The sequence below is a fragment of the endosymbiont of Acanthamoeba sp. UWC8 genome (assembly GCF_000730245.1).
Lineage (GTDB): Bacteria > Pseudomonadota > Alphaproteobacteria > Rickettsiales > Midichloriaceae > Jidaibacter.
The window spans coordinates 266590-292716 of record NZ_CP004403.1 but is presented as its reverse complement, the minus strand read 5'-3'; the positions used below and the strand labels follow the sequence as shown (position 1 = coordinate 292716).

26 protein-coding genes are annotated in these 26127 nt (G+C 35.2%); 14 read left to right on the top strand and 12 right to left on the bottom strand.

Going from position 1 to position 26127, the window contains the following annotated elements; genetic code table 11:
- Nucleotides 1-152: 152 nt before the first annotated feature.
- Entirely contained in the window at nt 153-782 is a 630-nt protein-coding gene (locus I862_RS01345) for a histidine phosphotransferase family protein (RefSeq protein ID WP_038538087.1), read from the bottom strand.
- A gap of 213 nt (nt 783-995) precedes the next feature.
- Here I862_RS01345 and I862_RS01340 point away from each other — a divergent pair, with 213 nt between their 5' ends.
- The 5 genes from I862_RS01340 to I862_RS01320 all read left to right on the top strand — a co-directional run bounded on the left by I862_RS01340 (nt 996) and on the right by I862_RS01320 (nt 7336).
- Nucleotides 996-1778 (top strand): hypothetical protein, encoded by a 783-nt coding sequence (locus tag I862_RS01340; RefSeq protein WP_038538084.1) that lies wholly within the window; start codon nt 996-998, stop codon nt 1776-1778.
- A gap of 148 nt (nt 1779-1926) precedes the next feature.
- The gene (locus I862_RS01335; RefSeq protein ID WP_038538081.1) at nt 1927-2964 is read left to right on the top strand and encodes a hypothetical protein; all 1038 of its coding nucleotides are present in this window, start codon (nt 1927-1929) and stop codon (nt 2962-2964) included.
- A gap of 211 nt (nt 2965-3175) precedes the next feature.
- Complete coding sequence (locus tag I862_RS01330) at nt 3176-3871, top strand: hypothetical protein (RefSeq protein WP_038538078.1); 696 nt, start codon at nt 3176-3178, stop codon at nt 3869-3871.
- A 247-nt stretch (nt 3872-4118) separates the two neighbouring features.
- Nucleotides 4119-5927 carry a translation elongation factor 4 gene (gene lepA / locus I862_RS01325; RefSeq protein WP_038538075.1) on the top strand — a complete coding sequence of 603 codons (1809 nt, stop codon included), beginning with the start codon at nt 4119-4121 and terminating at the stop codon, nt 5925-5927.
- The gene (locus I862_RS01320; protein ID WP_052646295.1) at nt 5924-7336 is read left to right on the top strand and encodes a UDP-N-acetylmuramoyl-L-alanyl-D-glutamate--2,6-diaminopimelate ligase; all 1413 of its coding nucleotides are present in this window, start codon (nt 5924-5926) and stop codon (nt 7334-7336) included. The genes lepA and I862_RS01320 overlap by 4 nt, the downstream gene beginning before the upstream one ends.
- A 130-nt stretch (nt 7337-7466) precedes the next feature.
- Here the strand turns inward: I862_RS01320 and I862_RS01315 are convergent, their stop codons facing one another.
- Nucleotides 7467-8534 carry a leucine-rich repeat domain-containing protein gene (locus tag I862_RS01315; protein WP_038538071.1) on the bottom strand — a complete coding sequence of 356 codons (1068 nt, stop codon included), beginning with the start codon at nt 8532-8534 and terminating at the stop codon, nt 7467-7469.
- A 223-nt stretch (nt 8535-8757) separates the two neighbouring features.
- Nucleotides 8758-9270, bottom strand: coding sequence for a Holliday junction resolvase RuvX (gene ruvX, locus I862_RS01310; protein WP_052646294.1), 513 nt, complete (start codon nt 9268-9270; stop codon nt 8758-8760).
- Between the two features lie 39 nt (nt 9271-9309).
- Between ruvX and gatC the strand changes: the two genes are divergently transcribed.
- Genes gatC through I862_RS01295 form a run of 3 tightly spaced genes read left to right on the top strand, consistent with a single transcriptional unit; the run spans nt 9310 to nt 11667 of the window.
- Complete coding sequence (gene gatC, locus I862_RS01305) at nt 9310-9597, top strand: Asp-tRNA(Asn)/Glu-tRNA(Gln) amidotransferase subunit GatC (RefSeq protein ID WP_038540996.1); 288 nt, start codon at nt 9310-9312, stop codon at nt 9595-9597.
- 2 nt (nt 9598-9599) lie between these two features.
- The gene (locus tag I862_RS01300; RefSeq protein ID WP_038538068.1) at nt 9600-10289 is read left to right on the top strand and encodes a response regulator transcription factor; all 690 of its coding nucleotides are present in this window, start codon (nt 9600-9602) and stop codon (nt 10287-10289) included.
- Nucleotides 10282-11667: a nicotinate phosphoribosyltransferase gene (locus tag I862_RS01295; RefSeq protein ID WP_038538065.1), complete on the top strand. Its 1386-nt coding sequence runs from the start codon at nt 10282-10284 to the stop codon at nt 11665-11667. Before I862_RS01300 ends, I862_RS01295 begins: the two co-directional genes overlap by 8 nt.
- A gap of 63 nt (nt 11668-11730) precedes the next feature.
- Here the strand turns inward: I862_RS01295 and I862_RS01290 are convergent, their stop codons facing one another.
- From I862_RS01290 to I862_RS01280, 3 genes are all read right to left on the bottom strand, one after another.
- Nucleotides 11731-12669: a hypothetical protein gene (locus tag I862_RS01290; RefSeq protein ID WP_038538063.1), complete on the bottom strand. Its 939-nt coding sequence runs from the start codon at nt 12667-12669 to the stop codon at nt 11731-11733.
- A gap of 184 nt (nt 12670-12853) precedes the next feature.
- Nucleotides 12854-14740, bottom strand: coding sequence for a bifunctional tRNA (5-methylaminomethyl-2-thiouridine)(34)-methyltransferase MnmC2/FAD-dependent 5-carboxymethylaminomethyl-2-thiouridine(34) oxidoreductase MnmC1 (mnmC, locus tag I862_RS01285; RefSeq protein WP_038538060.1), 1887 nt, complete (start codon nt 14738-14740; stop codon nt 12854-12856).
- 13 nt (nt 14741-14753) lie between these two features.
- Nucleotides 14754-15491, bottom strand: coding sequence for a hypothetical protein (locus I862_RS01280; protein ID WP_038538057.1), 738 nt, complete (start codon nt 15489-15491; stop codon nt 14754-14756).
- A gap of 113 nt (nt 15492-15604) precedes the next feature.
- Here I862_RS01280 and I862_RS01275 point away from each other — a divergent pair, with 113 nt between their 5' ends.
- The 5 genes from I862_RS01275 (at nt 15605) to I862_RS01255 (ending at nt 18994) form a co-directional block, all read left to right on the top strand.
- The gene (locus I862_RS01275; RefSeq protein ID WP_038538054.1) at nt 15605-16027 is read left to right on the top strand and encodes a Fur family transcriptional regulator; all 423 of its coding nucleotides are present in this window, start codon (nt 15605-15607) and stop codon (nt 16025-16027) included.
- Nucleotides 16028-16160: 133 nt separating this feature from the next.
- Nucleotides 16161-16802 carry a phosphoribosylanthranilate isomerase gene (locus tag I862_RS01270; RefSeq protein WP_038538052.1) on the top strand — a complete coding sequence of 214 codons (642 nt, stop codon included), beginning with the start codon at nt 16161-16163 and terminating at the stop codon, nt 16800-16802.
- Nucleotides 16802-17515, top strand: a complete 714-nt coding sequence (locus I862_RS01265) for a gamma-glutamyl-gamma-aminobutyrate hydrolase family protein (protein WP_038538049.1) — start codon at nt 16802-16804, stop codon at nt 17513-17515. The genes I862_RS01270 and I862_RS01265 overlap by 1 nt, the downstream gene beginning before the upstream one ends.
- A complete protein-coding gene (locus tag I862_RS01260; protein WP_052646293.1) occupies nt 17508-18242 on the top strand; it encodes a pseudouridine synthase in 735 nt (244 codons plus the stop codon). The genes I862_RS01265 and I862_RS01260 overlap by 8 nt, the downstream gene beginning before the upstream one ends.
- Nucleotides 18243-18244: 2 nt before the next feature.
- Nucleotides 18245-18994: an SIMPL domain-containing protein gene (locus I862_RS01255; RefSeq protein WP_052646292.1), complete on the top strand. Its 750-nt coding sequence runs from the start codon at nt 18245-18247 to the stop codon at nt 18992-18994.
- Between the two features lie 69 nt (nt 18995-19063).
- Here the strand turns inward: I862_RS01255 and I862_RS01250 are convergent, their stop codons facing one another.
- Complete coding sequence (locus I862_RS01250; RefSeq protein WP_038538045.1) at nt 19064-20881, bottom strand: ABC-F family ATP-binding cassette domain-containing protein; 1818 nt, start codon at nt 20879-20881, stop codon at nt 19064-19066.
- 142 nt (nt 20882-21023) lie between these two features.
- Between I862_RS01250 and I862_RS01245 the strand changes: the two genes are divergently transcribed.
- The gene (locus I862_RS01245; RefSeq protein WP_038538042.1) at nt 21024-21686 is read left to right on the top strand and encodes a queuosine precursor transporter; all 663 of its coding nucleotides are present in this window, start codon (nt 21024-21026) and stop codon (nt 21684-21686) included.
- A 45-nt stretch (nt 21687-21731) separates the two neighbouring features.
- On the opposite strand, the gene I862_RS01240 is transcribed toward I862_RS01245, so the two are convergent.
- The 5 genes from I862_RS01240 to I862_RS01220 form a co-directional block, all read right to left on the bottom strand.
- The gene (locus I862_RS01240) at nt 21732-22070 is read right to left on the bottom strand and encodes a hypothetical protein (RefSeq protein WP_038538039.1); all 339 of its coding nucleotides are present in this window, start codon (nt 22068-22070) and stop codon (nt 21732-21734) included.
- A 180-nt stretch (nt 22071-22250) separates the two neighbouring features.
- Entirely contained in the window at nt 22251-23741 is a 1491-nt protein-coding gene (locus I862_RS01235) for a leucyl aminopeptidase (RefSeq protein ID WP_038538036.1), read from the bottom strand.
- Nucleotides 23693-24979, bottom strand: coding sequence for an AmpG family muropeptide MFS transporter (locus I862_RS01230; protein ID WP_052646291.1), 1287 nt, complete (start codon nt 24977-24979; stop codon nt 23693-23695). Before I862_RS01230 ends, I862_RS01235 begins: the two co-directional genes overlap by 49 nt.
- A gap of 112 nt (nt 24980-25091) precedes the next feature.
- Nucleotides 25092-25541 (bottom strand): nucleoside deaminase, encoded by a 450-nt coding sequence (locus tag I862_RS01225; protein WP_038538032.1) that lies wholly within the window; start codon nt 25539-25541, stop codon nt 25092-25094.
- On the bottom strand, nt 25542-26126 hold the full coding sequence (locus I862_RS01220) for a DUF1013 domain-containing protein (protein ID WP_038538028.1): 585 nt from the start codon (nt 26124-26126) through the stop codon (nt 25542-25544).
- Nucleotide 26127: the final 1 nt, after the last annotated feature.

The window sequence follows — 26127 nt, the reverse complement described above, 5'->3', positions numbered from 1 at the left end:
CCATTTAAACCATAAATTAACTATTTAAAGTTTTTACATGTGAAACAGTAAAATAGCAAGTCAACTTAGCTTATTTTATTTGATAACTATGATTATTAGAGAGATAAAACATTAACTAATAATGCATATATAGCCCTTAATTTTTCTGCCGATTAAAGCTCCGCATAAAAAGTAATATGGCCGTTGCTGTAGTCCATTTGAAGTTGAGCGTTTAGTTCATCAGCAAGTTTTCGGGTTAGGAAAACCTGTATATTAAATATAGTCGGCTCTGCTTCATTATGTTCGGTTAAAATTGATTTATGCTCGGGATTAACTTTTATATCTCTACCCCTTCCCGTGATTCTAAGTAGTTTGCCAGCCGAACCTTTTTCAATTTTAATTTCCGTTTCACCGCCGTGAATAAGGTAAGTTGAGGCGATTATTACAAGGTTAATAAGCAATTTGCAGGCTCGGTTAGTTATTCCCCTTAAACAGATATCAGTGTTATATTGCCAATTTATTTTTATTTTAGAATTCATATAATGTTTTTGAATGAGCTTGCTTAATTGCTCAATATCCGCTTCTCCGTTGCGTTTGAGATTGCCGTAGGCATACCTGTAAAAATTCATTCTGGTTACCAGCTCTGCGCTTGATGAAGAAACCAACTCCATTGCTTTGTTTTTTATTTCTTCATGGCCATCCTTTAAAAACTCAAGTCCATTATCAATAGCGCTAATTTGCCCGGAAATATCATGGCAAAATTTTGTGATAAGAAGTTCGGAAAAATCCAGTATTTTACTCATGATCTAAATTGTTTATCCGTTAATTTTTATTTCTAATTAAGTAATATTAATTCACATTTAAATTGAAAGTTCAATTCTGAATTTTAGTATGGCTTTAATTAATGAATAAATAAAATTAAAAGTTTAATAGAAAACTATTTGTAAATTATTTTACCCCTTTATAATATGATATTAGGTCTTTATAGAATTAAGTATAGTCAAAGGGGAAGCGCTATGCAGGAGAGGGGAGTAGCAGATAAGCAGGGAAGTATTTCTAAATTTGGAAGTAAGCATCTTACAAGTGCCGAAATGGAAGTGTTAAGGCAAGCGTATCTAAAAATAGAGGGAAAACAAGTTGGGCATGCGACTCAAATAGCTTCGGATAATCCGTGTAATGCTGATCCGAAAATTAAATCACATTATACAATGGATAATATTTTAAATATTTTAAATCCATATCTCGGCTTATATAAAGCACGAATAATAGCTGAATTATCAGAAAAAGAACAAAAAGCGGAAAAAAAAGCTATTAAGGATCTTAATAAAAAAAATGAACATTTGCAAAATCAAAATAAATTTTTATTGGGCGAAATTTATAACATGAAAAAGACAATTAAATGTGCGCAAGAAATGGTTAATGAAGCGAGGGAAGCAGTTGAAGCCATGAAAGAATTAAACTGCCGATTAAAGGAAGAAAATATCGGATTAGCAGACTCTAATATTCTTCTAACCCAAGAGGTTGGTTGGTTAAAAGCTAAGATAGCTAGTTTAGAGGAAGTTTATCATCAACCAAGCTTTATACTTGACGATGAAAGTTTAATGCAAATTTATTCAGAGCAACAAACTTCTACTCAATTAACTACTATTAACCCGGAGCATTTACATAAAGACTCTGAGGCTGTGGAAAGCATTAACGAACAGGATGATCAATTCCGATTCCCGGGATCACCTGAGATAAGCCAAGGATTTTGGCAGGATTTAGTCTCCGGTAGGGAAAGCCCGAGTAGATACTTTTAAATTTAAAAGCTATTGGTATATATCACGTAATTAGCCAATAAATTTAATTGAAGTATAGAGAAAGAAAAGTATTTGATAATTATATTAGCTCTTTATAGTATAATGATTAAGTTTTATAAAGAGTATAAGTTAAAAAGGGGGAAGCACTATGCAGGAGAGGGGGAATGCAAATGAAAACGGGTATAGCCATGTTCCGATAAGGCCGCGTCACACTGAAGTTACAAGCGAATCGCAGCCTGAACGCAAAAAAAGGAGGATAGAAGAGCCGAAGCAAAATATTTCATTCGTGCCTAACCAAGGTAACGCGAGTAGCGATAGCTTTCTAAGTGAATCGCTAAAAGATTTAGGCAGTATAAGTAGTAGTAAAGCTTCGTTAGGAAGCTTTTTTATTGAAAAAATAAGAAGGGAACAAAAGTTAGCAATAGAAAACGAAGCTAATGCAAGAAGAAACGAAGAAGAATTATTAAAAAGAATTGCTAATTTAAAGCAAAATAAAAAAGGTTTACAAAAAGAGATAGGTAATTGGAGAAATCAAAACGGCAGCTTGTGGAGAGAAAAAACTAGTTTAAATGATGAGAATGAAGTTTTGCGAGCGAAAGTTGGGAGCTTGACTGAAGATAATAAAAATTTATTTAAGTGCCTTGAATACTTAAAAAAAAGAGAGGAAGGTTTAAGAAGTGAAGTTCTTGCTTTGCAAAAGGAATATACGGTCTTAGACGAAAAGCTTAGTAAAGTGCAAAACGAGAGAGCAGTCTTAGAAGAAAAATTTGCTAAATTAAAGGATAATAATGAGCGCTCGATAAGTATTGCCGGGCGCTGGGAGGAGTTTTGTTTATTAAAGCAAGCGGAATTGGAAGAAAAACAAAATGAGTTAGAAGAAATAAAAGAAGAAAATGCTCTTCTTAAGCAACAAATCATTAGACCTACTGAATATACCGAAACTTCTACAGCCCTATCCAGCCAGCCTCATTCTAATCAATTTTATTTTGAACCCAACCCGGAAAATTCAAAGTTTGCTCCTGAGCAATTTACATTAGAAGCTCTTGAGCAATTCATAACTCTGCCTCCTGAGGGATATACGCTTACAACACATTCAGAGAGTAGCACGCAGCCGATTGAGAGAGCGCCGGGATATTGGCGGGAAAGAGTGGAATACGGTGCTGGTAGCCCATCTTTCCGCGGATAGTAAGGTTAAATATATATATGATAATAAGCCTTTTAGTTGGCAAGAAAGGATAAGTAATGAAAAAAGCCAGAGTAGCTTTACTACGACCAGGTTATAAAAATACCATCTACCAATAATTGGAGTTTATAAAATATATATTGAAAATTATTTTAACTCTTTATAATAGATTGTTAACTTTTATAAATTTTATATCATCAATAAGAGGCGGGTTATGCAGGGAAAGGAGAATTGTCACATTAAAAAAGCGGAAGGGAATATTATATTCCAAGCTTCAATGTCTGAGGTTGCGAACACTCCACAGTATACAATAAACTCTTCGTCTTCAGAAGAATATAGTACGATTAGATCATTGGAAGGATTGCTTGAAAGTGGGTGGAGAGATGTTTTAGATAGATACTATCGTGATAAAATTCTGCAACCGATTTTAGAGAATTATATAAAAACAATGTCTGCTGAAATAACGAATATTAAAGAAGAAAATTCCATGTTAAAAATGGAAAATGACAGGTTATATAAGTTTATCGATTCTTTAAAAGAAAAGCACCATGCTTTTGTGGATGAAATTACTAGTTTGCAAGAAGAAAAAGCTCAGTTGCAGAAAGAAAATAATCGCTTATTAGGAAGCAATTATCAGTTAAATATATTAGTAGATGAACTTGAAGCAAAGAAGGCTGATCCTGAAAAGGAACCAACTCAACCCCAAGAAAAACTTTTCTTTCCTGAACAGCAAGCTGAGAAAGAAGCGCCGGAAGTGTTAACTACCCTCTCATATATAGCTCCTGTTAATAAAAGTAGCTTTAGGCTTCATCCATCCGAGAGCAATAATAATCCGACAATAAATGGGGAACAAGGGTATTGGCAAAGCTTAGTATCTAGGGGGAGCATATTTCCTGAGCTCTCTAAATAGTTATAAATAAACTCAATTGAAAGAGGTGTTCTAGAAATCAAAGTTGAACATATGGAATTAATACAATCTATCGGATAATGATTCAATTAGTTAGCAAGATGGGGTTAAAAAGATCAGTGCTGAAGTTTAAGTAAGTTTAGAATAGCATATGGAGTAATGAAAGAGCAGGCACATTAAAATTTTTTAGCTTGAGGCTTCTATGGAATGCATGTATCATTCATGCCATATAAAATGATGCTTGTAAAAAATGACTACAGACCTTTCATTAATAAGAAATTTTTCAATTGTTGCACATATTGACCACGGTAAATCTACTTTAGCGGATAGATTAATCGAAACCTGCGGCGGTTTGGAAAAACGAGAAATGACTAAGCAAGTGCTTGATTCAATGGATATTGAGCAAGAAAGGGGTATTACGATTAAAGCCCAAACCGTAAGGCTGAATTATAAAGCTAAAGATGGAAAAACTTATATTTTAAATTTAATTGATACTCCGGGACATGTTGACTTTGCTTATGAGGTAAGTAGGTCCCTTGCCGCTTGTGAAGGCTCAATCCTGGTAGTTGATGCAAGTCAGGGGGTAGAAGCGCAGACCTTAGCAAACGTTTATCAAGCAATTGAAAATAATCATGAGATTATCCCGGTACTAAATAAAATAGATTTACCGGCAGCCGATCCGGAAAGGGTTAAAGAGCAGATTACCGAAGTAATCGGGCTTGATACCTCTTCTACAGTACATATTTCCGCTAAAACAGGTATCGGAATTGATGAGGTTTTGGAAGCAATCGTTAATCTTTTGCCCGCACCTGAAGGGGAAGCGGAGAAACCGCTTAAGGCATTGCTTGTGGATAGTTGGTATGATGCTTACCTTGGAGTTGTTATTCTTTTGCGGATAATAGATGGATCTATTCGCAAAGGAATGAAGGTCAAGATGATGTCCAATAATGCAACTTATAACGTTGACAGCGTCGGTATTTTTACCCCTAAAAAAGTTATGGCTGATGCATTATCCGCGGGAGAAGTCGGGTTTATTACCGCTTCAATCAGGCAGGTGGCTGATTGCAAGGTCGGAGATACTTTAACTGATGATAAAAACCCTTGCGATAAAGCTTTACCCGGCTTCAAACCGACTCAGTCGGTAGTGTTTTGCGGTCTTTATCCGACCGATGCAAGTGATTTTAACGTATTAAAAGAAAGCTTGGCTAAGTTAAGGCTTAATGATGCAAGCTTTGAATTTGAAGCGGAAACTTCAACGGCGTTGGGTTTCGGGTTCAGATGCGGGTTTTTAGGATTGCTCCACTTGGAAGTCATTCAAGAACGATTAGAGCGGGAATATAACCTTGATCTTATTACCACTGCACCAAGCGTAATATATAAAGTTCACCTTAGAAACGGCGAAGTGCTCGAGGTTCATAATCCTTCCGATATGCCTGACCCGACACATATAGAATTCATGGAAGAGCCGTGGATTAAAGCGACCATTATGGTGCCGGATGAGTACTTGGGTTCGGTGTTAAGTTTATGTACGGAGAAGCGAGGCGAGCAACTCGATCTTACTTATGTGGGCAGCAGAGCTATGTTAGTTTATAGGCTACCGCTTAATGAAGTGGTATATGATTTTTATGATAGGCTAAAATCCTGCTCAAAAGGCTATGCAAGTTTCGACTGGCAATTTGACTGCCACATGAAGAGTGATTTGGTGCGGCTTACTATTCTGGTAAACTCCGAGCCGGTGGACGCGCTTTCAATAATCGTTCATAAATCCCGCTCCGAGCAGAGAGGAAGAGAAATGTGCATGAGGCTTAAAGATTTAATTCCGAAGCATATGTTTACCATTCCGATTCAAGCTACAATCGGCGGAAAGATTATTGCTCGCGAAACAATAAGTGCGCTTAGAAAAGACGTAACCGCTAAATGTTACGGCGGAGATATTTCCAGGAAACGTAAGCTTTTAGATAAGCAGAAAGAAGGTAAAAAGAAAATGAGGTCGATCGGTAGGGTTGATATCCCACAATCCGCATTTATTGCAGCACTTAAGGTTGGGGATGAAAAATGACCGACCTAAGTAGAGCTACCGGGATTGCTTTCGATTCAAGAATAGTTGAAAAGGGAAATATTTATGTGGCTATACGGGGAGAGAAATTTAACGGTGAAGATTTTATTGACGAAGCCATAGAAAAAGGTGCTACACAAATTATTGTTGCTTCTTCTTCAAAGATCGCTCAAAAGCCAGGGGCAACCTATCATTTTGTTGAAAACCCGCGAAAAGAATTAGCAATTATTGCTGCTGAATTTTATCAACACCAGCCGAAAAATATAGTAGGAGTCGGGGGAACCAGTGGTAAAACCTCTACCGTCGGGTTCTATAGGCAAATGGCGGAATATGCTGGCATAAAAGCTGCAAGTATAGGTACTTTAGGAGTGATATCCAATGAACTCGAGTATGATTCATTAGGAACCATGACCTCACCTGACCCTGTTAAGCTGCATTCCGTTCTCAAAGATTTAGTCAGAGAAAATATAACTCACACGGCAATCGAGGTTTCAAGCCATGGCTTGGATCAATATAGATTAGATGGGGTAGACTTCAAAGCCGGCGGGTTTACCAATTTTACTCAAGATCATTTAGACTATCATAAAACTTTAGATGCATATTTTGCGGCAAAGCTAAGATTTTTTTCAGAGCTATTGCCTGGCGGTTCTGCTGCCGTGTTGAATAAGGACATTAAAGAGTTTGAGAAATTAAAGTCTATTTGTAACGTAAGAAATATTCAGGTAATTTCTTATGGAATAAGAGATGCTGATATTACTTTTACTCAAAGCGGTGAGTTATTAAATATTGCTGTATTTGGGGAGAAGTTTGAAACTAAGTTTCCGTTTAATGCTGAATTCCAAAAATATAACTTAGCTTGTGCACTGGGTTTAATAACTGCAAGCGATATAAAGATTAAAGATGCCGTCTCCGCTATTCCGTCTCTTTTACCTGCGGTAGGGAGGCTTGAAAAAGTCGGGGAATATAAAGACGCACAAATCTTCATTGATTATGCTCACAAACCCGATGCATTGGAAAAAGTTCTGATCTCGGCAAAAAAGTTTACCTCAAGAAAACTTCATATACTATTCGGCTGCGGCGGAGATCGTGATCAATCAAAGCGCCCGATTATGGGTGAGATTGCATCCCGCTTAGCGGATGTGGTTATAATTACTGATGATAATCCGCGACATGAAGATGCTAAGCAGATTAGAAAGGAAGTACTAAGCGGAACTCAAGGCGCACTTGAAATTGAAGGAAGAAGGGCTGCGATTAAGCATGCAATTTATAGCCTTAAAGAGGGTGATACCTTAATTATTGCCGGTAAAGGTCATGAAGATTACCAGATTATCGGTGATATTAAATATCGCTTTAGTGACTTTGAAGAAGTAAAGAAAATTATCGAAGCACCAAGGGAAGATAAATATTGTTAAATAGCATACACACATATAGTTTGGCTGAAATTTAAAATTAAACAAAGTTTGTGCATAAATCACATAGTTATTTATACAAGCACCCGCTATAAATAGTGATAAGGCCCCCCTCGATATAAACTTAATATTTTTAGTTGCGGCTTATATCTTTCTCTGCAGTAAGGTGCACCAATCTATCTTGGAAGATAGAAGTTCTTTGTAAAGCATAGTTAATATTTTTAAATAGATAAATAGCTCCCGTAGGAATTACGACACCATATATTAATGCAGTAGAGGTTGTGCAGATATCTGATATTGAAGCGACTACCACTATGCTAACAGATGCTGCAGATAGCAGCAAAGCAGATAAAGCCATATTAAAAGCCCCGTTATATTCATTAACTGACGGTAATATGGGATTATTCTGCCGTTGCTTATGCTCTTCAGAAGAAACGGATAAATCTTCAGGTGGCAACTCTAATACTCTTCTTATTAATAAATCCATTTCCATATCTCTTTTTCGAAAAGGAGATATCGGCGATAAAAAATCTTCATGGGTTAAATAGTTATTTATGTGAGCTGTAAGTTCCAAAGGTAAGCCCGGCAGCAAGCAGCTTTTAGTTATTCCTCTGCGCGCTAAAAGAGTTGTGTTTCGGTAATTTACTATAGATTTTAAAGAATTATATCTGGTTGCTTTTTTATCTGCTGAGGGGAGGTTGTCAAGCATATTTCTGATAAACGGAAAGCAAAATTCAATTTTTGGAAAAGGAATATTATTAAGGTTACCCTCTTTTTCTGCTTTTATACAATCAACTATTAATTCCTTGCTATCATTCTTATTAAGGAAAAATTCACTTTCTTCAGACAAAGGATTTTTATAATTAATTGTTAATTCATTTGTAAAAAGATTGGTTTTAATAGCTTCTGCTATGTATTTTATGCCTTTATCAGTACTAACCTTATTTAAAGTTATTCTTTCAAGTGAAATATTGCACTTAAAAGCTTCAGATAAGCATTTCGCAACTATATCATTAATAGTAAATCTATTTAAATATAAATCTTTTAATGAAACGTTATATTTCAAAGCTTCTGCTAATATTTTTAACCCTCTTTCTTTGATGTTAGGGTAATTTATAGTTAAGGAATTAATAGAAGTATTGATTTTTAAAGCATCCGCTAACTTTATCCAATTTTTTAATTTAGTTTCGCAACCCAGCAATTCAAATCTATATAGAGAAGTACTAACTTTTAATGCTTCTGCTAATATTTCAGCTTGATAATCCGTTATATTGAGCTCATAAAGTGAAAGCCGTTGATATTTGCTTAGAGAATCCTTTAATTCCTCTGTAAATGATTTATTGCAATCTATGAATAATTCTATATATTCATCTCTTCCAGAATTTTTTTCATAATATCTCGTAATTATGCCTTATATACAAAATTTATAAGTATTTAGTTTTATTTAATTCATTTAATCTTAGGAAATCTTCTAAAATTATACTTGCAGAGATCTGATCGTCGATTTGATTACGTTCCTTCCGATTCATATCTAAATCTCTTAACATTACATCGGCAAGTTTTGTACTATATCGCTCATCATAAAAAGTTATCGGAGTATCAATACTTCCTGCAAGCTTATTGGCAAAAACAACCATTTTATTAGTGTTTTCCGTATGTTCCCCGTTAGAGGATATCGGTAACCCTATTACTAACCCATGGATATTATTTTCCATAATCTCATGCTTTAGTGAAGCTATATCAGCCTTTAAGTTTTTACGTAATATTACCTTATAAGGAGTAACAACATTTAAACTAACATGAGAAGTCGCAAGGCCGATTTTTTTACCCCCCACATCCAACGCCATGAGTTTATAATGTGAGGAATTTTGCTTTATAGCGCTTAAAAAGTTTTGGTGGTTCTCAAAAATCATTGCTTGAAAAAATCTGATAATCATATAAAAAAGTTTATATATATTAACTTATTTCATAAGCCAATGTCTATAGATAGTTCCGTTGTTAAAAAAATTGCTCACTTAGCGAGAATCCGTATTACTGATGAGGAGGCTAGCGGCTATGAAAAAGAGTTGAATAGTATTTTGAATTGGGTTGAGCAATTAAATGAAGCGGAAACTGAAGGTGTTGAGCCGCTAAGAAGCGTTATTAATGCGGAGTTACCGAGGAGGAAAGATGAAGTTACCGATGGTGGTATACAAGAAGCTGTGCTTAAAAATTCTCCGACAAGCAAGTATGGATGCTTTGTTGTTCCTAAAGTAGTTGAGTAATAATGCTTAAACATATCTTAGTTGTTGATGATGATGATAGAATTAGGTTTTTAATTGCTAAGTTTTTAAAGGAATATAGCTATATAGTATCGACTGCAAAAGATATTAAAGAATGTGAAGAACAGTTGGACGAGTTTATTTTTGATATAATAATACTTGATACCATAATGCCCGGGGAATCCGGCTTAGAGTTTTTGAAGAGAAGTAAAGATAAACTGAAAACTCCAATAATTATGTTAACTGCACTTGGTAATGTTGATGATAGAATAAATGGTTTAGAAAGCGGAGCGGATGATTATTTGGCAAAACCTTTTGAACCTAAAGAATTACTTCTTAGAATCCAAAATATTTTAAAGAGAAATGAAGGAAAGCAACAAGGTAAGAGGTGTATATTCGGTGAATATACATTTGATATTGAAAGCAGTAATTTAAGAAAAAATAACGGTGATTATATACACCTGACTACTAATGAATCAAAAGTATTGCAAATATTAGCTCAGAGACCAGCAGAGATAGTCACCCGTGATAAAATTATTGAATGCTTTTTAGATGTTAATATAAGAACAATAGATGTTATAGTAGCAAGAATTAGAGCTAAAATTGAAGGAACTAATAAAACCCCGCAATACCTTCAGACAATTCGCAACCAAGGCTATGTATTATGGGGAAAAACGGAGGAAAAGTATGAATAAAAATTTTATCCTTAATACTGATTCATATAAAACATCTCACTACCTCCAGTATCCGGTTAACACCGAGTATGTTTCTTGCTATATTGAAGCGAGGGGTGGAATATTCCCGCAAAGTATATTTTTCGGGTTACAGGCTTTCCTGAAAGAATATTTAACTTCTCCGATCAATAAAGAAAATATTGAGGAAGCGGAGGAATTTCTTACTGTTCATGGGCTTCCGTTTAACAAGGAGGGGTGGCAATATATATTAGATAAGTATAACGGATATCTTCCGATTGAAATTGAAGCGGTGGAAGAAGGTAGTATTATTCCCATACAAAATGTTTTAGCGCAAGTTATTAATACTGATCCGAAATGTTTTTGGTTAACCACCTATATAGAAACTGCGCTGCTAAGGGGGATTTGGTACCCGACTACCGTTGCCACCATTTCATATACCTGTAAGCAGGTTATTAAAAAATATATGTCGGAAACTTGTGATACCTTAGCGGGATTGGAATTTAAGCTGCATGATTTCGGGGCAAGGGGAGCCAGCTCATTTGAAACCGCTTCTATAGGCGGGATGGCGCATTTGGTTAATTTTAAAGGTTCTGATACCATTTCGGGAATTTTAAGTGCAAAGAAATATTATAATGAGTTGATGGCCGGTTACTCGATTCCTGCTGCTGAGCATTCTACAATAATTGCTTACGGTAAAGAAAATGAGAGTGAGGCTTATGAGCATATTTTAAACACCTGTGGAGGAAAGGGGAAATTAGTTGCGGTCGTTTCCGATTCATATGATATATGGCATGCAATTGAAAATATTTGGGGCAAGCAACTTTTCGATAAAGTGAAGAATCACGGGGGCACATTAGTAATCAGGCCGGATAGTGGAGACCCGATTACGGTTGTGACCAATACCATCGAAATGCTGATGGATAAATTCGGCTACATCACAAATTCCAAAGGTTATAAGGTGCTGCCCGATTATCTCAGGGTTATTCAGGGTGATGGTGTTTCCATAGAAAATATAGATGCTATATTAGCCGCTATGAAGAATAAAAAGCAAAGTGCCGATAATATTGCTTTTGGTATGGGTGCAACTTTGCTACAGAAGCTAAATAGAGATACTATGTTATTTGCAATGAAAGCTTCAGCTATTTGCTGCAACGGGAAGTGGCTGGAGGTTTCTAAAAACCCGATTACCGATCTTTCTAAAAAATCTAAGAAAGGTAGGCTTGCATTAATTCAAGATAAAGAAAATAAGTTTTCTACTATAAATTTAAGCCGGCTTGGTGAGAATAAAAACCTACTTAATAAAGTGTTTAGAAATGGTGAAATATTATATGAAAGTTCATTTCAGGAAATAAGGAATAGGATAGAGAAGCAAAGCTAAATAATATTATTAAATAAAAAAACCTCTTAGATTCATTTTCTAAAAGAGTTTTTTATTAGTATCTTATGATCTGATAAAAGAAATAACCTTTTCACTATTGTCTTTTATAGCTTCAATAAAACTATGAGCTTTTTCGCTTACTTTTTCCTTAACAATATTAATATCTGTTATAAAATTATAACCTATATCAGATGAAAAATATTTATATACAGCATATACAGCTAAACAGGTTGTCGCTCCTATAGCTGTTAAAGGAGAGGCATAGTAACTCAGTGCAGCAATTGCCGCAACTGCGCTAACACACAAGCTTAGTCTTATTAAACTCCCTCGTGATTTAATTATATTATTATGTAAAGGACGCAGTAAGTTTATTCGTAAGTCCTCAATCCTGTCATTTTCTTCGTTAGAAATTGTGGTAAAAATATTTTTTAAACTTTTTTCATTTATTAAGCCATTTATATTCACATTTAAGCCCTCTGTAAGGACAAATTCTACCATGATTCGACTTGTAACCTTTTCTTTATACTCATCTGATATATTTCTCAAGATAGTATATAGCTTTTCTTTAAATTCAAGGCGGCTTTTAGGCAATATATAAGTGTTAAAGTGATGTAAATTTATGTTAGCTCCGGCTCTAATTAAAGTATCTAATGTTTTAAAGTCAGCAAGCAATGTATATGCAATTATAGCTATATGAGGTTGTGCATCATGATTAATATGACGTTCATAGCTCACATTGGCACCTTTTTCTATTAAATATTTAACTGTTTCAGGGTTACTGTATGTTGCTGCATGTATTAAAATTGAGAATTTCTCTGTTATTGCTTCTATAGCGTTGATGTTATCATTTTCTATTGCTACCGCTTTTTTAATTTCCGGCAAGTTTTTAAAAATATATGTTTTAACAAAATTAAAGTCTACAAGCTTTCTAAAAGTAAGCCTTATTTCATATCTACTTGATATTACATTATATTGGTTATAGCTATCAAAATTATGTAGCATACTTTTACTTATTATATTAATAATATTTCAAATATTATAATATTTTTATTGATAATGTGCAAATTAGGTCTTGACATAAAAAAAATGATCTTTGGACAAGTTTTATAAATTTATTACAAAAATATTAATTGTTTTTATATATCTAAAAAATTATCTAAATGTAGTTTAGTTTTGTATTATGGTGTTAAAGTAATTTCCTTTGTTCCCTTAGTAAAAGCCTGGCAGGGTTTATCAGATCAATAGTTTCTTGTGTAATCGTATGATTAGCCGGGTCTTGGTTTATTTGAGAAGCAATGATTTCACCGCCTAAAATTCCGGATAAAGCACCCCTGGAACCGTGGCAAATTGAAAGATACAACCCTTTGAGGTAAGGGATTTGTTCGCCGTTATTAGTCTTATAAAATTCCGGATTAGGGCATAAACCGATGAGAGGAAGCTTATCTTTACTGTAACACCTAATGCCAGCTCTGCCTTTCAGCTCTTCTGCATTTATCCCTTGATCAATGAAGTCGGGTAAAAACTTATTCAGTTGTGCTAAATTTTTATATGTAGATTCAAGATTTGTTTCTAATGAGAAAAAATGCTTGTCAAAAGTTGCTCCCAGGTGGTGATATCCATTCCTTGAGGGGGTAATATATCCTCCGTAACAAAGCACACTTTTTAGCTCAGATTTCATCTCGGGCAAATAAGTTACTTGGCCTCTTATTTTTTGTATTTGGGCTGATTGTAATGGAAGTAAGGTTTCCGCTGCATAAGAATTGGCGATGATAAGAGTTTCAGCGCTATCTATTAAACTACAATGAGAAAAAATATGCCATCTGTTATTCTCAAACTTAAGCTCGGTAATCTCAGCATTTGTTTTAACTTGAATTCTTTCTTGTGAAAGCATGAATTTGCAGAGTTTAGGAATGCTGAGTATACCACCTCGGGGCAGATATAAACAAGGAGTGTTAATTTCTACTCCGGAAATTTCGCATGCCTCTAGGGAAGATATGAGCTTTACATAACTTTCTTTCGAATGAAGATCAATTTTTTTAAATCTAACTATTTCCTCTTCCTTCTGTGGTAAAATAAGTAGTCCGCATTGATTAAACCCGCAAATTTCATTTAAATTATCTTGTTTTAAAATGTAGAGTAAATGCTCAAAAGCTTGGTAATAAAACTCGGTTATGTTGTTCCAAATAGCTTCTATTCTAGGGTATAAAATACCGAAATCATTGCCTGAAGCCTGGGAAGCAATATCATTCTCCTTTTCATAAACTGTTACCTCCCAACCCCTTTTATTTAATGAGTAAGCAGCTGAAGCACCTGCAATGCCGGCACCGATAACTATTGCCTTCTTTTCGGTTATAACCGTATTAAAATGATTGTTTTTTGTGAGGTTGTTTTTTATATTTCCTATCAGCATATCTCTTTTCCTTCCGAATCCTTTATGCTTTACTACATTAAAACCTGCTTTTTCTAGGCCTTTTCTCACCAGAGAGGCTGCGGTAAAAGTTGCAAATGTTGCACATCCGCTCGAGTATTCGGCCATTTTTTTAAAAACGAATTCGCTCCACATCTCAGGGTTCTTGCTCGGCGCAAAACCATCTAAAAACCATGCATTAACAGAATTCTGCTTATGCTTAAGTGCATTGTTTATATCATCAAATATGAGAGTCAGCTCTACTGTCCATTCAGGCATTTTAATTTCAAAAACACCGCTGTGCTTAGTAGGGTAGTTTTTAAGCAATAATTTATGTTCTAATTCCGGCCACCGGGAAAGTGCCTGAAAAATTTGTTCAGAAGAGAGTGGAAATTTTTCTATACCTATATAGCTAAGTTTTTTTCCTACTCTATAATACTGTCTCCAACAGTTTAAGGTAGCTAAAAAGTTAAGTCCGGTGCCGAAACCCAGTTCAACTATCTTAAAAATTTTCTGTTCTTGAAACCTTTTTTCTAAGCGGTTGCCGCTTAAAAATACATAGTTAGTTTCTTCTAACCCATCTTCACGGCTAAAATAAAGATCTCCGAACAGCTTGGATTCCGGCAAACCATTGTTTGAAATGATAACTTTCGAGTCAATGGGCATACATGAAACTACACTATCTCCAATACTCAGAAAGCCAGCTTGGTTTCTTTAAGAACGGTATTAGCTTTTTAGGCCATCTGCCTTCTAAAGCTTCATGCGGGCGGGGATGGCCATGGAAAGCTATAATTTTAACATTTTTAGGAATAATAGGAGATTTAAAAAACCTCATGAAACGACCTGCAATACAGTGCCTTTTAAAACTCTTGCACCATTCTTCAGGCCAGAAAACTAAGTCCTTACCAATTTCCTTTGAAACAAATATTTGTTCATTATCATATCGGTTGACGATCGCTTCAGGATCGCGGTTATATTTATCTAAGATATAGCCGTATTTTCCGATTTCAAAACAATACACCGAGGAATTACCTATACCTTGCCCCTTTTGCGTCCAGTTTTCAATTATCGAGAGCTTGTCGGAATAAGTGAAAAAACAATCAATATTATCCATAATAATGTTATCTAAATCTAAAAATAAAGCTTTGCCGGTTATACCATCAAGATCGGAAGCTAGCATACTTAGTTTACGCCAAGGGGAGACTTGATTCTTAGCCGGGATGTTGATTTCAGGCAGGGGTTTAATTTTTACTTCAGGTAAAATGCCTATCCCATTTTCCGTAAAACAGTAAAAGTCAAAGGGTAAGGTTAAATTACGCTTAACCATATTATATAGTTTATTAACATAATCCGCTGAATATAAGGTTCCCCACTTCATACATAATATATTCACTTTATTTTGTTTTTCATCCGGCATATTGATAACTTTATAAAATTATTATTTTAAACTATTAGCCGCATATTACTTCTTAGAATTTACATTTTGCAATATTTATTTTACTATTCATTTAAACAACGGGATAAATCCGGATGGCATTAGATATTGAGAAGATTTGCCTTGAAAGAGGTTTGAAGATGACTGAGCATAGAAGAGTGATTGCGAAAGTTATTGCAACTTCAGAAGATCATCCTCATGTAGAAGAAGTGTATATGAGAGCCAATGCAATTGACCCGAAAATTAGCTTAGCAACCGTATATAGAACGATAAACTTATTGGAATCATATAGAATCATTGAGAAATTAGAGCTTGGAGAAGGCAAGGCACGGTATGAGTTTAAAGAAGACGATAAAGAGCATCACCACCATTTAATTGATATTCAAAGCGGCAAAATTATTGAATTTTATGATGAAGAGCTTGAGATCCTAAAAGAAAAAATTGCACTAAAGCTTGGATATAAGATAGTGGAGCATAGGCTTGAGCTATTCGGTATTCCGATTAAACAAAAAGAATAGAGTTAGGTTTGACAACACTAAACAAATTTTCTAATATAATATTTAGATAGCTTAGTAAGTTACAATTAAATGAGAAAAAAGGTTTTTCTTTAAGCTTTTTAGCATATAAATATCTTATGGCTTATATAGATTTATGGTACCGAAAATAAAAATATGTGGGTTAACTAATTTAGAGGCAGTTAACGCTGCCGTGAAGAATAAAGTAGATTATATCAGTTGTGTTTTTTACAAGTATTCTCCAAGAAATATTACCCCGCAGTTCGCAGAAAGCATTACCGAAGAAATCCCGAATAGAATTCGAAAAATTGCCGTTCTTTCAACTTATGAGTCAAATGTTGAAGATATTATAAAATATTATAAACCTGAGATTCTTCAATTCCATTCTGATGAAGAGGTGGGAGATATATTAAAAATAAAATCCCGCTTCGGTTTGCCAATTATAAAAACTATAAGGGTAAGTAGATTAGAAGATTTTAAATTAATGGATAAATACTCTGAAATTGCGGACATGTACTTGTTTGAATCATATTCGGATAACAATTTTTATATAGACAAGCCGGGGAGTAAATTTGATTGGTCGCTTTTAAAAAAAGTAAAGATTGATAAGCCTTGGTTCTTATCCGGCTCTTTAGATAAATACAACGTCAATTATGCACGAAGAGTTTCAGGCGCCGTTATGATAAATGCTTCGGTAACTCTTGAAAGTTCTCCTGGAATAAAAGACCCTAATATGATAGAAGATTTTATTAAGAGCGTAAGAAATCCTAATTATTAATGAAAAAACCATTAATCGGCATCACTTTAGATCATGAAACCAGTGAATCATATTCAGCATACCCCTGGTATGCGCTAAGAGAAAATTATATTACAGCTGTAGTTGAGACGGGTGGCATCCCCATCGCTTTGCCTTACGGTGTCGGGTTTGAAGATAACTATTCGGATATTATTGACGGGTTAATAATTACCGGTGGTAATTTTGATATTGACCCGTCTTTCTATAATGAAGGAGTGATAAGTGATAAAGTTATAACCAAAGATAACAGAACCGGTTTTGAATTTAGTATTACAAAAGCCATGCTTGCTAAAAATAAACCAATATTAGGAATTTGTGGAGGAGAACAGCTGCTAAACGTAATATTCGGCGGCTCTCTCATTCAGCACATTCCTGATTCCGTAGAACAATGCCTTGAACATGAGCAAAAGAACCCTAAGCATTTACCAAGCCATGAAATCGAGTTAGTGCCGGGCACCTTGCTTCATAAAATTATCGGAAGTAATAAAAGTATGGTAAATAGCACTCATCATCAGGCAGTCAAAAAACCGGGAGATAATATCATAGCTTCGGCTTTTGCTTCTGATTGCGTAATTGAAGCAATTGAACATAGTGAGTATAAATTTTGTTTAGGCGTGCAATGGCATCCGGAATATTTAACCACGGAAGATGATTATAAAATATTTAATGCTTTTATAAGAGAATGCAATGTATAGCGGACAAAGAATTGCAAAAGTTATTGCTCGAAGCGGAGTGTGCTCGAGAAGAGAAGCGGAGCGGCTGATAGAGCAGGGTAGCGTAGAAGTAAACTCTGAAGTTATACAAAGCCCGGCTTTAAATGTAACGGATCAGGATATAATTAAAGTTCAGGGTAAAATTATTTCAGCAGCAGAGCCGATAAGGCTATGGCTATTTTATAAGCCGACCGGAGTTATCACCTCTACCAGAGATTCACAAGGTAGACAAACCGTTTTTGAAATACTACCCAAAAGTTTGCCTAGAGTTATCTCGGTCGGAAGGTTGGATCTAAATAGTGAGGGACTACTGCTACTTACTAACTCAGGTGAGCTTGCAAGGGAAATGGAGCTTCCCAGTTCTAATTTAGATAGAAAATATCGTTGCCGAGTGCATGGTAGAGTAACTGATGAAATGATAAATAAGTTAAAATCAGGAATTACCGTTGAAGGCATCAGATATGGTAGTATTAAAGTTACCATAGATAGAATAGTTTCCACTAACACTTGGGTGACTGTTATTCTAAATGAAGGCAAAAATCGAGAAATAAGAAGAACTTTTGAGTATTTCGATCTTAAAGTAAGCCGACTTATCAGAGTTAGCTATCATGAGTTTGAACTTGGCGATTTAAACCCTAGCGAGGTAAGGGAAGTTCCCGGAGGCAGAGTTAAAAAATTATTAAAGCAACTAAACATTAAGGAGGATTAAATATGAAGTTAGGATCTACATTACTTGCTCTTTCGATCTTTTTAGGAAGCACCGGAAGTGCTGCAATTATGGCTAAATCTTTCAGTAATGTAAAAATGCTGGATAGAACTGTGCAAGTAAAGGGACTTGCTGAGAAAAAAGTTAAGGCTGATAGCTCGGTTTGGGTGATTCCTATTAATACTGCTAATGAAAATTTAATATTAGCACAGACTAAAATTAATGATGATATAAATAAAATAAAGAGTTTTTTAAAAAGATATAATTTATCTGAAGATGAAGTGACAATCCAAAGCATAAGGGTATCCGATAAGCTTGCACAGCGTTATTATGATCAAAATAATAAGGCTCCCAGATATTTTATGGAGTCGGAAGTCGTAGTGAAATCTAAAAAGATTGATGAAGTAATAAAGGCAAGTCAAAATATAGGGGAGATCATCGCACAAAATATTACTGTTGCTTATGATGAATATAAATATAACGGTCCTAAATTTTTCTTTACCGGGCTTAATGATATAAAACCTGAGATGCTTGCGAGTGCAACCAAAGAAGCAAGAAAAGCAGCAGAAGAATTTGCCGTCAACTCCGGAAGCAAAATCGGTAAAATTAAGCGTGCCTCTCAAGGAGTCTTTAGTATTTCTGCTCGAGAAATTATAATAGCTCAGGATAATATGTCTTACGGTACTAATGATGCTTATTTTTCGGATAAGTTGGTAAGAGTGCTAACCAGTGTTGAATATTATCTGGAAGACTGATTCTACATTATGAATTTGAGCCTAAATGGAGTTAGTTTATCAGTAAAACAGGAAAGCATATTATTTAGCTCATAACATGCTTTCCAGTTCTTGCCATCTTGCCCAAGTATCCTCAAGTTTTTGTCTGGTTTCTTCCAGTTGTTTTGATTTCTCGTCAAATTTTTCCGGTGCGGTTTGATATAAATCCGGCTCAGAAAGTATAATTTCCAATTGCTCTATCAGTTGATCCAATTCCAGTACCTTTTCAGGCATAAGGCTCAATTCTCTTTGCAGGCTATAAGATAATTTTTTAGCTGAAGGTACTTTATCTTTATTAGTTTCTTCTTTTAGCTTAAGAGATGATTTTGAGTTATTATTTGACTTAGCTTTGGCTTGATCGTCTTTTATTTTTCTAAGTTCAGTATAACTGCCGAAGAATTCTTCAATCACTCCGTTGCCTTCAAAATAAATAGTTTTGTTGATAATGCTATCCAGGAAATCACGATCATGGCTTACAATAATTAAGGTGCCTTGGTAATCGGCAAGAACATCTTGTATCATTTCTAATGTATCCATATCGAGGTCATTTGTCGGTTCATCTAAGATTAGCAAAGATCCAGGGTTAGCTAATGCCTTAGCGAGCAGTAACCGGTTAGCTTGACCGCCCGAAAGGGTTGCAACTTTATCCCTCGCTTGTTTAGGATCAAATAAGAAGTTTTTTAAGTAAGCGACAACATGCATAAATTTTTCGCCGACTTTTAGATATTCGCCTCCTTCGGGGCATAATGTTTTCCACAAAGTGTCATCTGGGTTTAAAGCTACCCTTTTTTGGTCATAATAAGTTACCTCAACGGTTTTACCGATTTTAATCGAGCCTTTATCTGGTTGTTCTTCACCCGTTAATAGCCTTAAAAAAGTTGTTTTACCTGTACCGTTTGAGCCAATAATACCTATCTTATCATTACGCATTATGCGCATGGAAAATGATTCTAAAATATGTTTATTTTCATAGGTTTTATATACGTCTCTGAACTCACAAACCATTTTTGAGGAAAGGACTGGAGTAAGCGGATCCAGATGAATTTTATTTAACAAAATTTTACGGGCAGCTTTACCTTGCTGAGTCTTTTCTCTTAAAGTATATAAATCAGCTAATCTCTTCTGATTTCGCTTTCTCCTTGCTGAGATTCCCTGAACTTTCCACAATTCTTCTTCATCCAGCTTTTTCTCGGCTTTTTCTAGCTCTCTTTGTTCTTGTTCAAGAACTTCCAAAGACCATTTTTCAAAATTTTCAAACCCTAAGTTATTAACTTTCAGTTTTCCTCTATCAAGCCAAAAAGTTTTATTTGAAATATTTTTTAGAAAAGCTTTATCATGGCTTATACAGACTACAGCACCTTGGTAACTTTTTACATACTCTTCAAGCCACTCAATGGTATCAATATCCAAGTGGTTGGTCGGCTCATCGAGAAGCAGTATTTTAGGGCTGCTGATTAATGTCTTAGCAAGAAATGCTCTTCTAAGTAAGCCTCCTGATAGTTCACTTAATAAGTTATTCGGATCTAATTTCAGGGGTGCAATGATAATATCTATTAAATAACTTGAGGTTTCTTCTTCACCATTTTTGATACCGCTTAATATAAAATTATAAACTGTTATATTATGATCCTCAACATCGATTGCTTGAGGAAGATAACCTACCTCAATACCGGGCATTACCCACCTTTCTCCACCGTCTAAGTCATATAATCCGGCTATCACTTTAAGTAGGGAGGATTTACCTTCTCCGTTACGTCCCACGACGGCAATGCGGTCGTCAGGATAAATACTTAGTGAAAGATGATCAAATAAAGGCTTAACACCAAAAGTCAGGCTTACTTCCTTTAAACTTAAAATAGGGGATTTCATGGGGTATGGTATGTTTATTTTTTTATAGCCTAATATATAGTATAAAAATACTTTAAATATAAGAGATTAATACACACAATATATACAAGGCATATAAATAAATATATAATCACAATTCACAAAAAAGTAATTAATCATTTATATGGATATTAGAGAAAAGATTTATGTTTCTTTATGTGCAATTTTTTCCGTATTGGTAACAACCGGTAATCTTATTTATCAAAAGTTTGTTTATTTGCCTCTTCTATCATTTCACACATTTGAATTATCCGTCGGGGCTATAATATACCCGTTTACCTTTATGGTAGCCGATATAATAGCTGAGTTTTATGGAGCTGAAAAAGCCAAATTTTGCGTAAGGCTATCAGTCATTATGAATATCATGGTTGCTTTTATTGTTATAATTGCTACTCATTTAGATGCAACCGCATGGTCAAAAGTTAGTAATCCTGAGTTTGCTCATATATTCGGTTCATTCAATGTTGCATTCATTAGCTCTATTATTGCAAGCTATGCTGCGCAATCATTGGATGTTATTCTTTATATGCGGATTAAAAAGCTTTCGAGAGGGAAATTTTTGTTGCTTAGGAGCAATTTAAGTACTGCAATTTCGCTACTGATTGATACTACTCTCGTAATTAGCTTGTTAGCTATTTTTGATGTCCTGCCGAAAGAGCAGGCATTAATATTGATTGTAAACAGCTATATGTATAAATTGTTTTTCACCCTATGTAGTAATCCCTTATTTTACTTCCTTGCTAAAGGAGCTAAGTTTATAGGTATTAATCCCGTAAGGTTTTCTTAAAAAACCATAGAATAAGCTTTTGCAGATGGGTTCAGCAACAGTTATTTAACTATCATCAGTTCCTTGGTTGTTTAAGCTTGGGTTATAATAGTCGAAAATTTCCGGATCTAAATCCTGTGAATCGGAAATGCCTATTATAGGCGCTACAGTAGTTTGGGTAGGGGAGAAATATGTGTATTCCTTATTTATTGCAAGCTCAGCTACCATTGCACCTACATATAATGTTCCGGTTAAAACTGAAATGAAACGAGCAACGTCTGAAAATATTGCAAAAGGTATAAAAGTAACGCTGATAATCCCACATGGCACGCTTAAACTAACAATCCAATCAACAAATGTATCACTTTCTTTTTTGTTTGCGATAGTATTTAATAATTCTTTCACTGTACCGCTGTGTTATTTTTTTGAAATACTTACGTTATAACTTGTTACCTTGCAATGAGTTTTTAATAGATAAAGAAAATTAAAAACAGAGTTATATAAAGCATGCTTACTAAAAAAATAAAACGCGCCAATTTAAAAAGTAAATGACGCGTCTTTTCTAAAATCTGATTTGCTAAAATATCACTCAAAATTATCCGCAATCATTTGGTTAAGTAGCCTTACTCCGAAGCCTGTGGCGCCTTTTGGTGATATATCCGTGCCTTTTTTATTCCAAGTTACTCCGGCTATATCGAGGTGAGCCCAAGCACATTTATTAACAAAACGCTGTAGGAAATGAGCTGCGGTAATGCTTCCTGCGCCATTTCCGCTGCCTGTGTTTTTAATATCTGCTATATCTGAATTAATTTGTTTGTCATAATGCTCAGACATCGGCATTCTCCAAACCAATTCACCGGTTTTTTTACCGGCTTTTGAAATTTGTTCTGCAAGAGCATCATCATTAGAAAATAATCCGGCATGGCCATCACCTAAAGCAACTACAATTGCACCTGTGAGGGTGGCAAGGTTAATCATAAATTTCGGCTTGTATTTTTGTTCTACATAGCAAAGTACATCTGCTAAAACCAATCTTCCCTCGGCATCAGTGTTATCTACCTCTACCGTTTGGCCTGACATAGAAGCAACCACGTCACTTGGCCTTTGCGCCAAACCGGATGGCATGTTTTCCGCAAGACCTATTGCCCCGATTACATTTACTTTAGCTTTCCTAGCCGCAAGTGTATGCATAAGCCCGGTGACAACTCCGGCGCCTGCCATATCATATTTCATATCAGCAATTCCGCTTGACGGCTTAATGTTAATCCCGCCGCTATCAAAAGTAACCCCTTTACCGATAAATGCGAGCGGTGCATCCTTAGATCCAGAATCGCCGTTCCATTCCATAATCACAGTATACGGATCATTATCACTTCCTTGGCCGACAGCAAGAATTAGGTTCATGCCTAATTCCTTCATTTCATCTTTGTTTAAAACGGTAACCTTAACACCAAGGTTTTTTAACTCTTCACACTTTTTAGCGAAAGAGGCCGGATAAATCACATTAGGTGGCTCGGAAACCAGATCACGAGTCAGATGAACGCCTTCTGCAATTTTGGAATAAGAATTTGCTAACTGTTCTGCTTCCTTGCTTTCTACTAAGCTTAGAGAAATATTTTTTAGGTATTGAACATGCTCATCTTTTTTAGCAACAAAATGTTTATTGAAGTTATAATTTTTAAGTTTAATACCAAGCATTAATTGGTTAGCAAGCACTGCTTCTTTTAAAGTCAGATTACTAATTTTATCAAAGAAAATTTCTAAACTTTCAATCTTCAGCTGGTTAGCCAGGTCTGAAATCTTGCCTCCTAAGCTGAGCAGGTTGGTTTCATCGAGCTTTTCAGGCTTTCCTATCCCGGCTAATATAATTGTATTTGTTTTATTTTCTGATGAAACAAATACCCTTAAAAATTGGCCGAATTTACCCGTAAAACTTTTGTCTGCTGAAACAGCATTTTTTACTAATCCGTTTTTATCAATGTCATTTATCGCTTGCGGTAAATCAAGTTCTTCGCTGACTAAAAAAACTATACTTGATTCTCTGGTATCTCCGTGTGTTTCGTATTTAAATTCCATATGCTACCCTTTTGACTATTATTTATAAATTTAATAAGTATTAATGCCGGCAAACACAGTATGGCAGAGAAAATAAAGAAATCAACCCATCCTACCTTTTCCGCTAAAAAACCTGAGCTTGAAGATAGGGTAGTCCTACCTATCGAAGCAATAGAGCTAAGAAGAGCAAATTGAGTAGCGGTCAATTGCTTATTACAAACCAAGCCGATATAAGTGAGAAAAACTGCAGAGCTTAGGCCGCTTGCAAAGTTTTCTATTGATATTACCATCATTAAAGTTTCGGCATCATGTCCCGCATAATATTGTAAAATAAAGGCTAAATTAGAAACGGAAGAAATAATTGCAGAATATAACAGCAATGAATAGATGTTATAATATTTAACAAGATAACCTCCTGCAAAGGTTCCAATAAGCATTGCAAATAACCCATATGTTTTTATGATTAACGCAATTTCTAATTTGGAAAACTTCATTTCTAATAAGAACGGATTAGTCATTGCTCCGAGGTAAGCATCAGAAAGTTTATAGAGAGATATAAATAATAGTACATAAAACCAATTATACCGATTAGTAAGTTCGGTAAACGGAACCACAAAAGCATTATAAAACCATTCTTTAATATTTTCGGCTTCTTTTAATACCTTGTGTTCCGGTTCATTAATAAGCAGAGCAGAAATAATCCCTAGTACTGATAACAATGATAGAATTAAGAAGCTAATTTTCCAGTTCCAAATATGTGAAAAATATAAAGCTCCGGCAGTTGCAACAAACATACCGATTCGATAGCCGAATGTGTAATAAGCTACCCCTATTCCTTGTTCTTCCTCGCTCAAGCTTTCAATTCTTAGGGCATCAACAATGATATCCTGGCTTGCCGAGAAGAAAGCAACGCTTAAAGAAATAATTGCAACTGAAAATAAATATTGTTTAGGGTCAAATTGCCCTAATAAAAATATGGATATGATAAGGAATGCCTGTATTATTATAAGCCAGCCGCGACGCTTGCCCAAAAAAGAGAGCAGAGGAGGTTTTAAATTATCCAAAAATGGTGACCAAAGTGGTTTTAAAGCATACGGAATTTGAGTAAGACTAAATAATCCGATAGATGAAAGAGCAAAACCATATTCCTTTAAAAATGCAGAGAGAGTAGAAAGGGTGATCGGCAAAGGCAGCCCGCAAGAAAAACCAAGGATAAAAATCAGAAACATCTTTTTTTTAGAAACAAGCATACTCAGCATATTTAAAATCCTTATAACTTCAATTTTGATAAGGTATAGTGGTATTAAACCATAATTCAAGTTTAAAATTTAAAAAATATAACGCACTAAATTAAAAAAGGAGTATTTATTTTTATCTTCTTAAGTTGTTGAAGAAATTTTTGAGAAGCCTGCTGCACTCATCTTCCATTATTCCGCTTATAATTTCAGGATGATGATGGCATGAGCTCGAGTTATAAACTTTAGCTCCATGAACAACGCCTCCGCCTTTTTCATCATAAGCACCAAAATAAATTCGCTTTATTCTGGCAAGAGATATAGCATGTGCACACATAGGGCAGGGCTCTAATGTAACATATAGCTCGCATTGCTCAATATATTTTGTACGGGTAAAAGCTAAAGCCTGCTCAAGTGCTAAAATTTCAGCATGTGCAAGCGGATTTTTTGCAACTTCCACTTGATTATATGCTGCTCCGATAATTTTTTCATTATGCACAACTACTGCTCCAACCGGAACTTCACCTGAATCATAAGCCTTACATGCAAGCGTATATGCCTGATGCATGTATTGATTAGAAAACATTTATTCTTCTAATTTTCTCATAGCTTCGGATTTTTCTTCCTGTGCTTTTTGCACGGATTTTTGCTTAGCTAAATCATAGATTCTATCCAGTTCAGTCTGGGTACAAAGCCCGAGTAATACAGGGTCACGTGGCCTAATATTAGGGGAATTCCAATGTGATTTATCGCGAACGGCATTAATGGTTGTTTTTGTTGTTCCAATTAACTTCATGATTTGAGAATCATTAAGTTCAGGGCAATTTTTAATTATCCAAGCAACTGCATCAGGCTTATCCTGCCTTCTGGCAACGGGAGTATATTTCGCGCTTTTCTTTTGCCTGGCTTGTTCTTTCATCAGCTTTTGAGCATTGGCAGAAAGAGTTAAATAAAGTTTCGGATTGGTTTCACATCTGGTTATTTCTTCTTTAGTGATTTGTCCTGATGTAACCGGATCAATCCCTATAATACCTTTTGCTACATCACCGTCGGCAATTCCTTGCACTTCAAGCGGGTGTAGCCCGCAGAATTCTGCAATTTGCCCAAATGTCAAAGTTGTATTTTCAATAAGCCAAATAGCGGTCGCTTTAGGCATTAACGGTTTAGTCATG

Coding starts and splice junctions, on each gene's coding strand:
- I862_RS01225 (WP_038538032.1), bottom strand. CDS start 25,541: ATGTTTTCTAATCAATACATGCATCAGGCATATACGCTTGCATGTAAG.
- gatC (WP_038540996.1), top strand. CDS start 9,310: ATGTCTATAGATAGTTCCGTTGTTAAAAAAATTGCTCACTTAGCGAGA.
- I862_RS01250 (WP_038538045.1), bottom strand. CDS start 20,881: ATGAAATCCCCTATTTTAAGTTTAAAGGAAGTAAGCCTGACTTTTGGT.
- I862_RS01335 (WP_038538081.1), top strand. CDS start 1,927: ATGCAGGAGAGGGGGAATGCAAATGAAAACGGGTATAGCCATGTTCCG.
- I862_RS01340 (WP_038538084.1), top strand. CDS start 996: ATGCAGGAGAGGGGAGTAGCAGATAAGCAGGGAAGTATTTCTAAATTT.
- I862_RS01220 (WP_038538028.1), bottom strand. CDS start 26,126: ATGACTAAACCGTTAATGCCTAAAGCGACCGCTATTTGGCTTATTGAA.
- I862_RS01345 (WP_038538087.1), bottom strand. CDS start 782: ATGAGTAAAATACTGGATTTTTCCGAACTTCTTATCACAAAATTTTGC.
- I862_RS01245 (WP_038538042.1), top strand. CDS start 21,024: ATGGATATTAGAGAAAAGATTTATGTTTCTTTATGTGCAATTTTTTCC.
- I862_RS01265 (WP_038538049.1), top strand. CDS start 16,802: ATGAAAAAACCATTAATCGGCATCACTTTAGATCATGAAACCAGTGAA.
- I862_RS01260 (WP_052646293.1), top strand. CDS start 17,508: ATGTATAGCGGACAAAGAATTGCAAAAGTTATTGCTCGAAGCGGAGTG.
- I862_RS01280 (WP_038538057.1), bottom strand. CDS start 15,491: ATGCCGGATGAAAAACAAAATAAAGTGAATATATTATGTATGAAGTGG.
- mnmC (WP_038538060.1), bottom strand. CDS start 14,740: ATGCCCATTGACTCGAAAGTTATCATTTCAAACAATGGTTTGCCGGAA.
- I862_RS01230 (WP_052646291.1), bottom strand. CDS start 24,979: ATGCTGAGTATGCTTGTTTCTAAAAAAAAGATGTTTCTGATTTTTATC.
- I862_RS01275 (WP_038538054.1), top strand. CDS start 15,605: ATGGCATTAGATATTGAGAAGATTTGCCTTGAAAGAGGTTTGAAGATG.
- I862_RS01300 (WP_038538068.1), top strand. CDS start 9,600: ATGCTTAAACATATCTTAGTTGTTGATGATGATGATAGAATTAGGTTT.
- I862_RS01255 (WP_052646292.1), top strand. CDS start 18,245: ATGAAGTTAGGATCTACATTACTTGCTCTTTCGATCTTTTTAGGAAGC.
- lepA (WP_038538075.1), top strand. CDS start 4,119: ATGACTACAGACCTTTCATTAATAAGAAATTTTTCAATTGTTGCACAT.
- I862_RS01270 (WP_038538052.1), top strand. CDS start 16,161: ATGGTACCGAAAATAAAAATATGTGGGTTAACTAATTTAGAGGCAGTT.
- I862_RS01235 (WP_038538036.1), bottom strand. CDS start 23,741: ATGGAATTTAAATACGAAACACACGGAGATACCAGAGAATCAAGTATA.
- I862_RS01290 (WP_038538063.1), bottom strand. CDS start 12,669: ATGCTACATAATTTTGATAGCTATAACCAATATAATGTAATATCAAGT.
- I862_RS01330 (WP_038538078.1), top strand. CDS start 3,176: ATGCAGGGAAAGGAGAATTGTCACATTAAAAAAGCGGAAGGGAATATT.
- I862_RS01295 (WP_038538065.1), top strand. CDS start 10,282: ATGAATAAAAATTTTATCCTTAATACTGATTCATATAAAACATCTCAC.
- ruvX (WP_052646294.1), bottom strand. CDS start 9,270: ATGATTATCAGATTTTTTCAAGCAATGATTTTTGAGAACCACCAAAAC.
- I862_RS01320 (WP_052646295.1), top strand. CDS start 5,924: ATGACCGACCTAAGTAGAGCTACCGGGATTGCTTTCGATTCAAGAATA.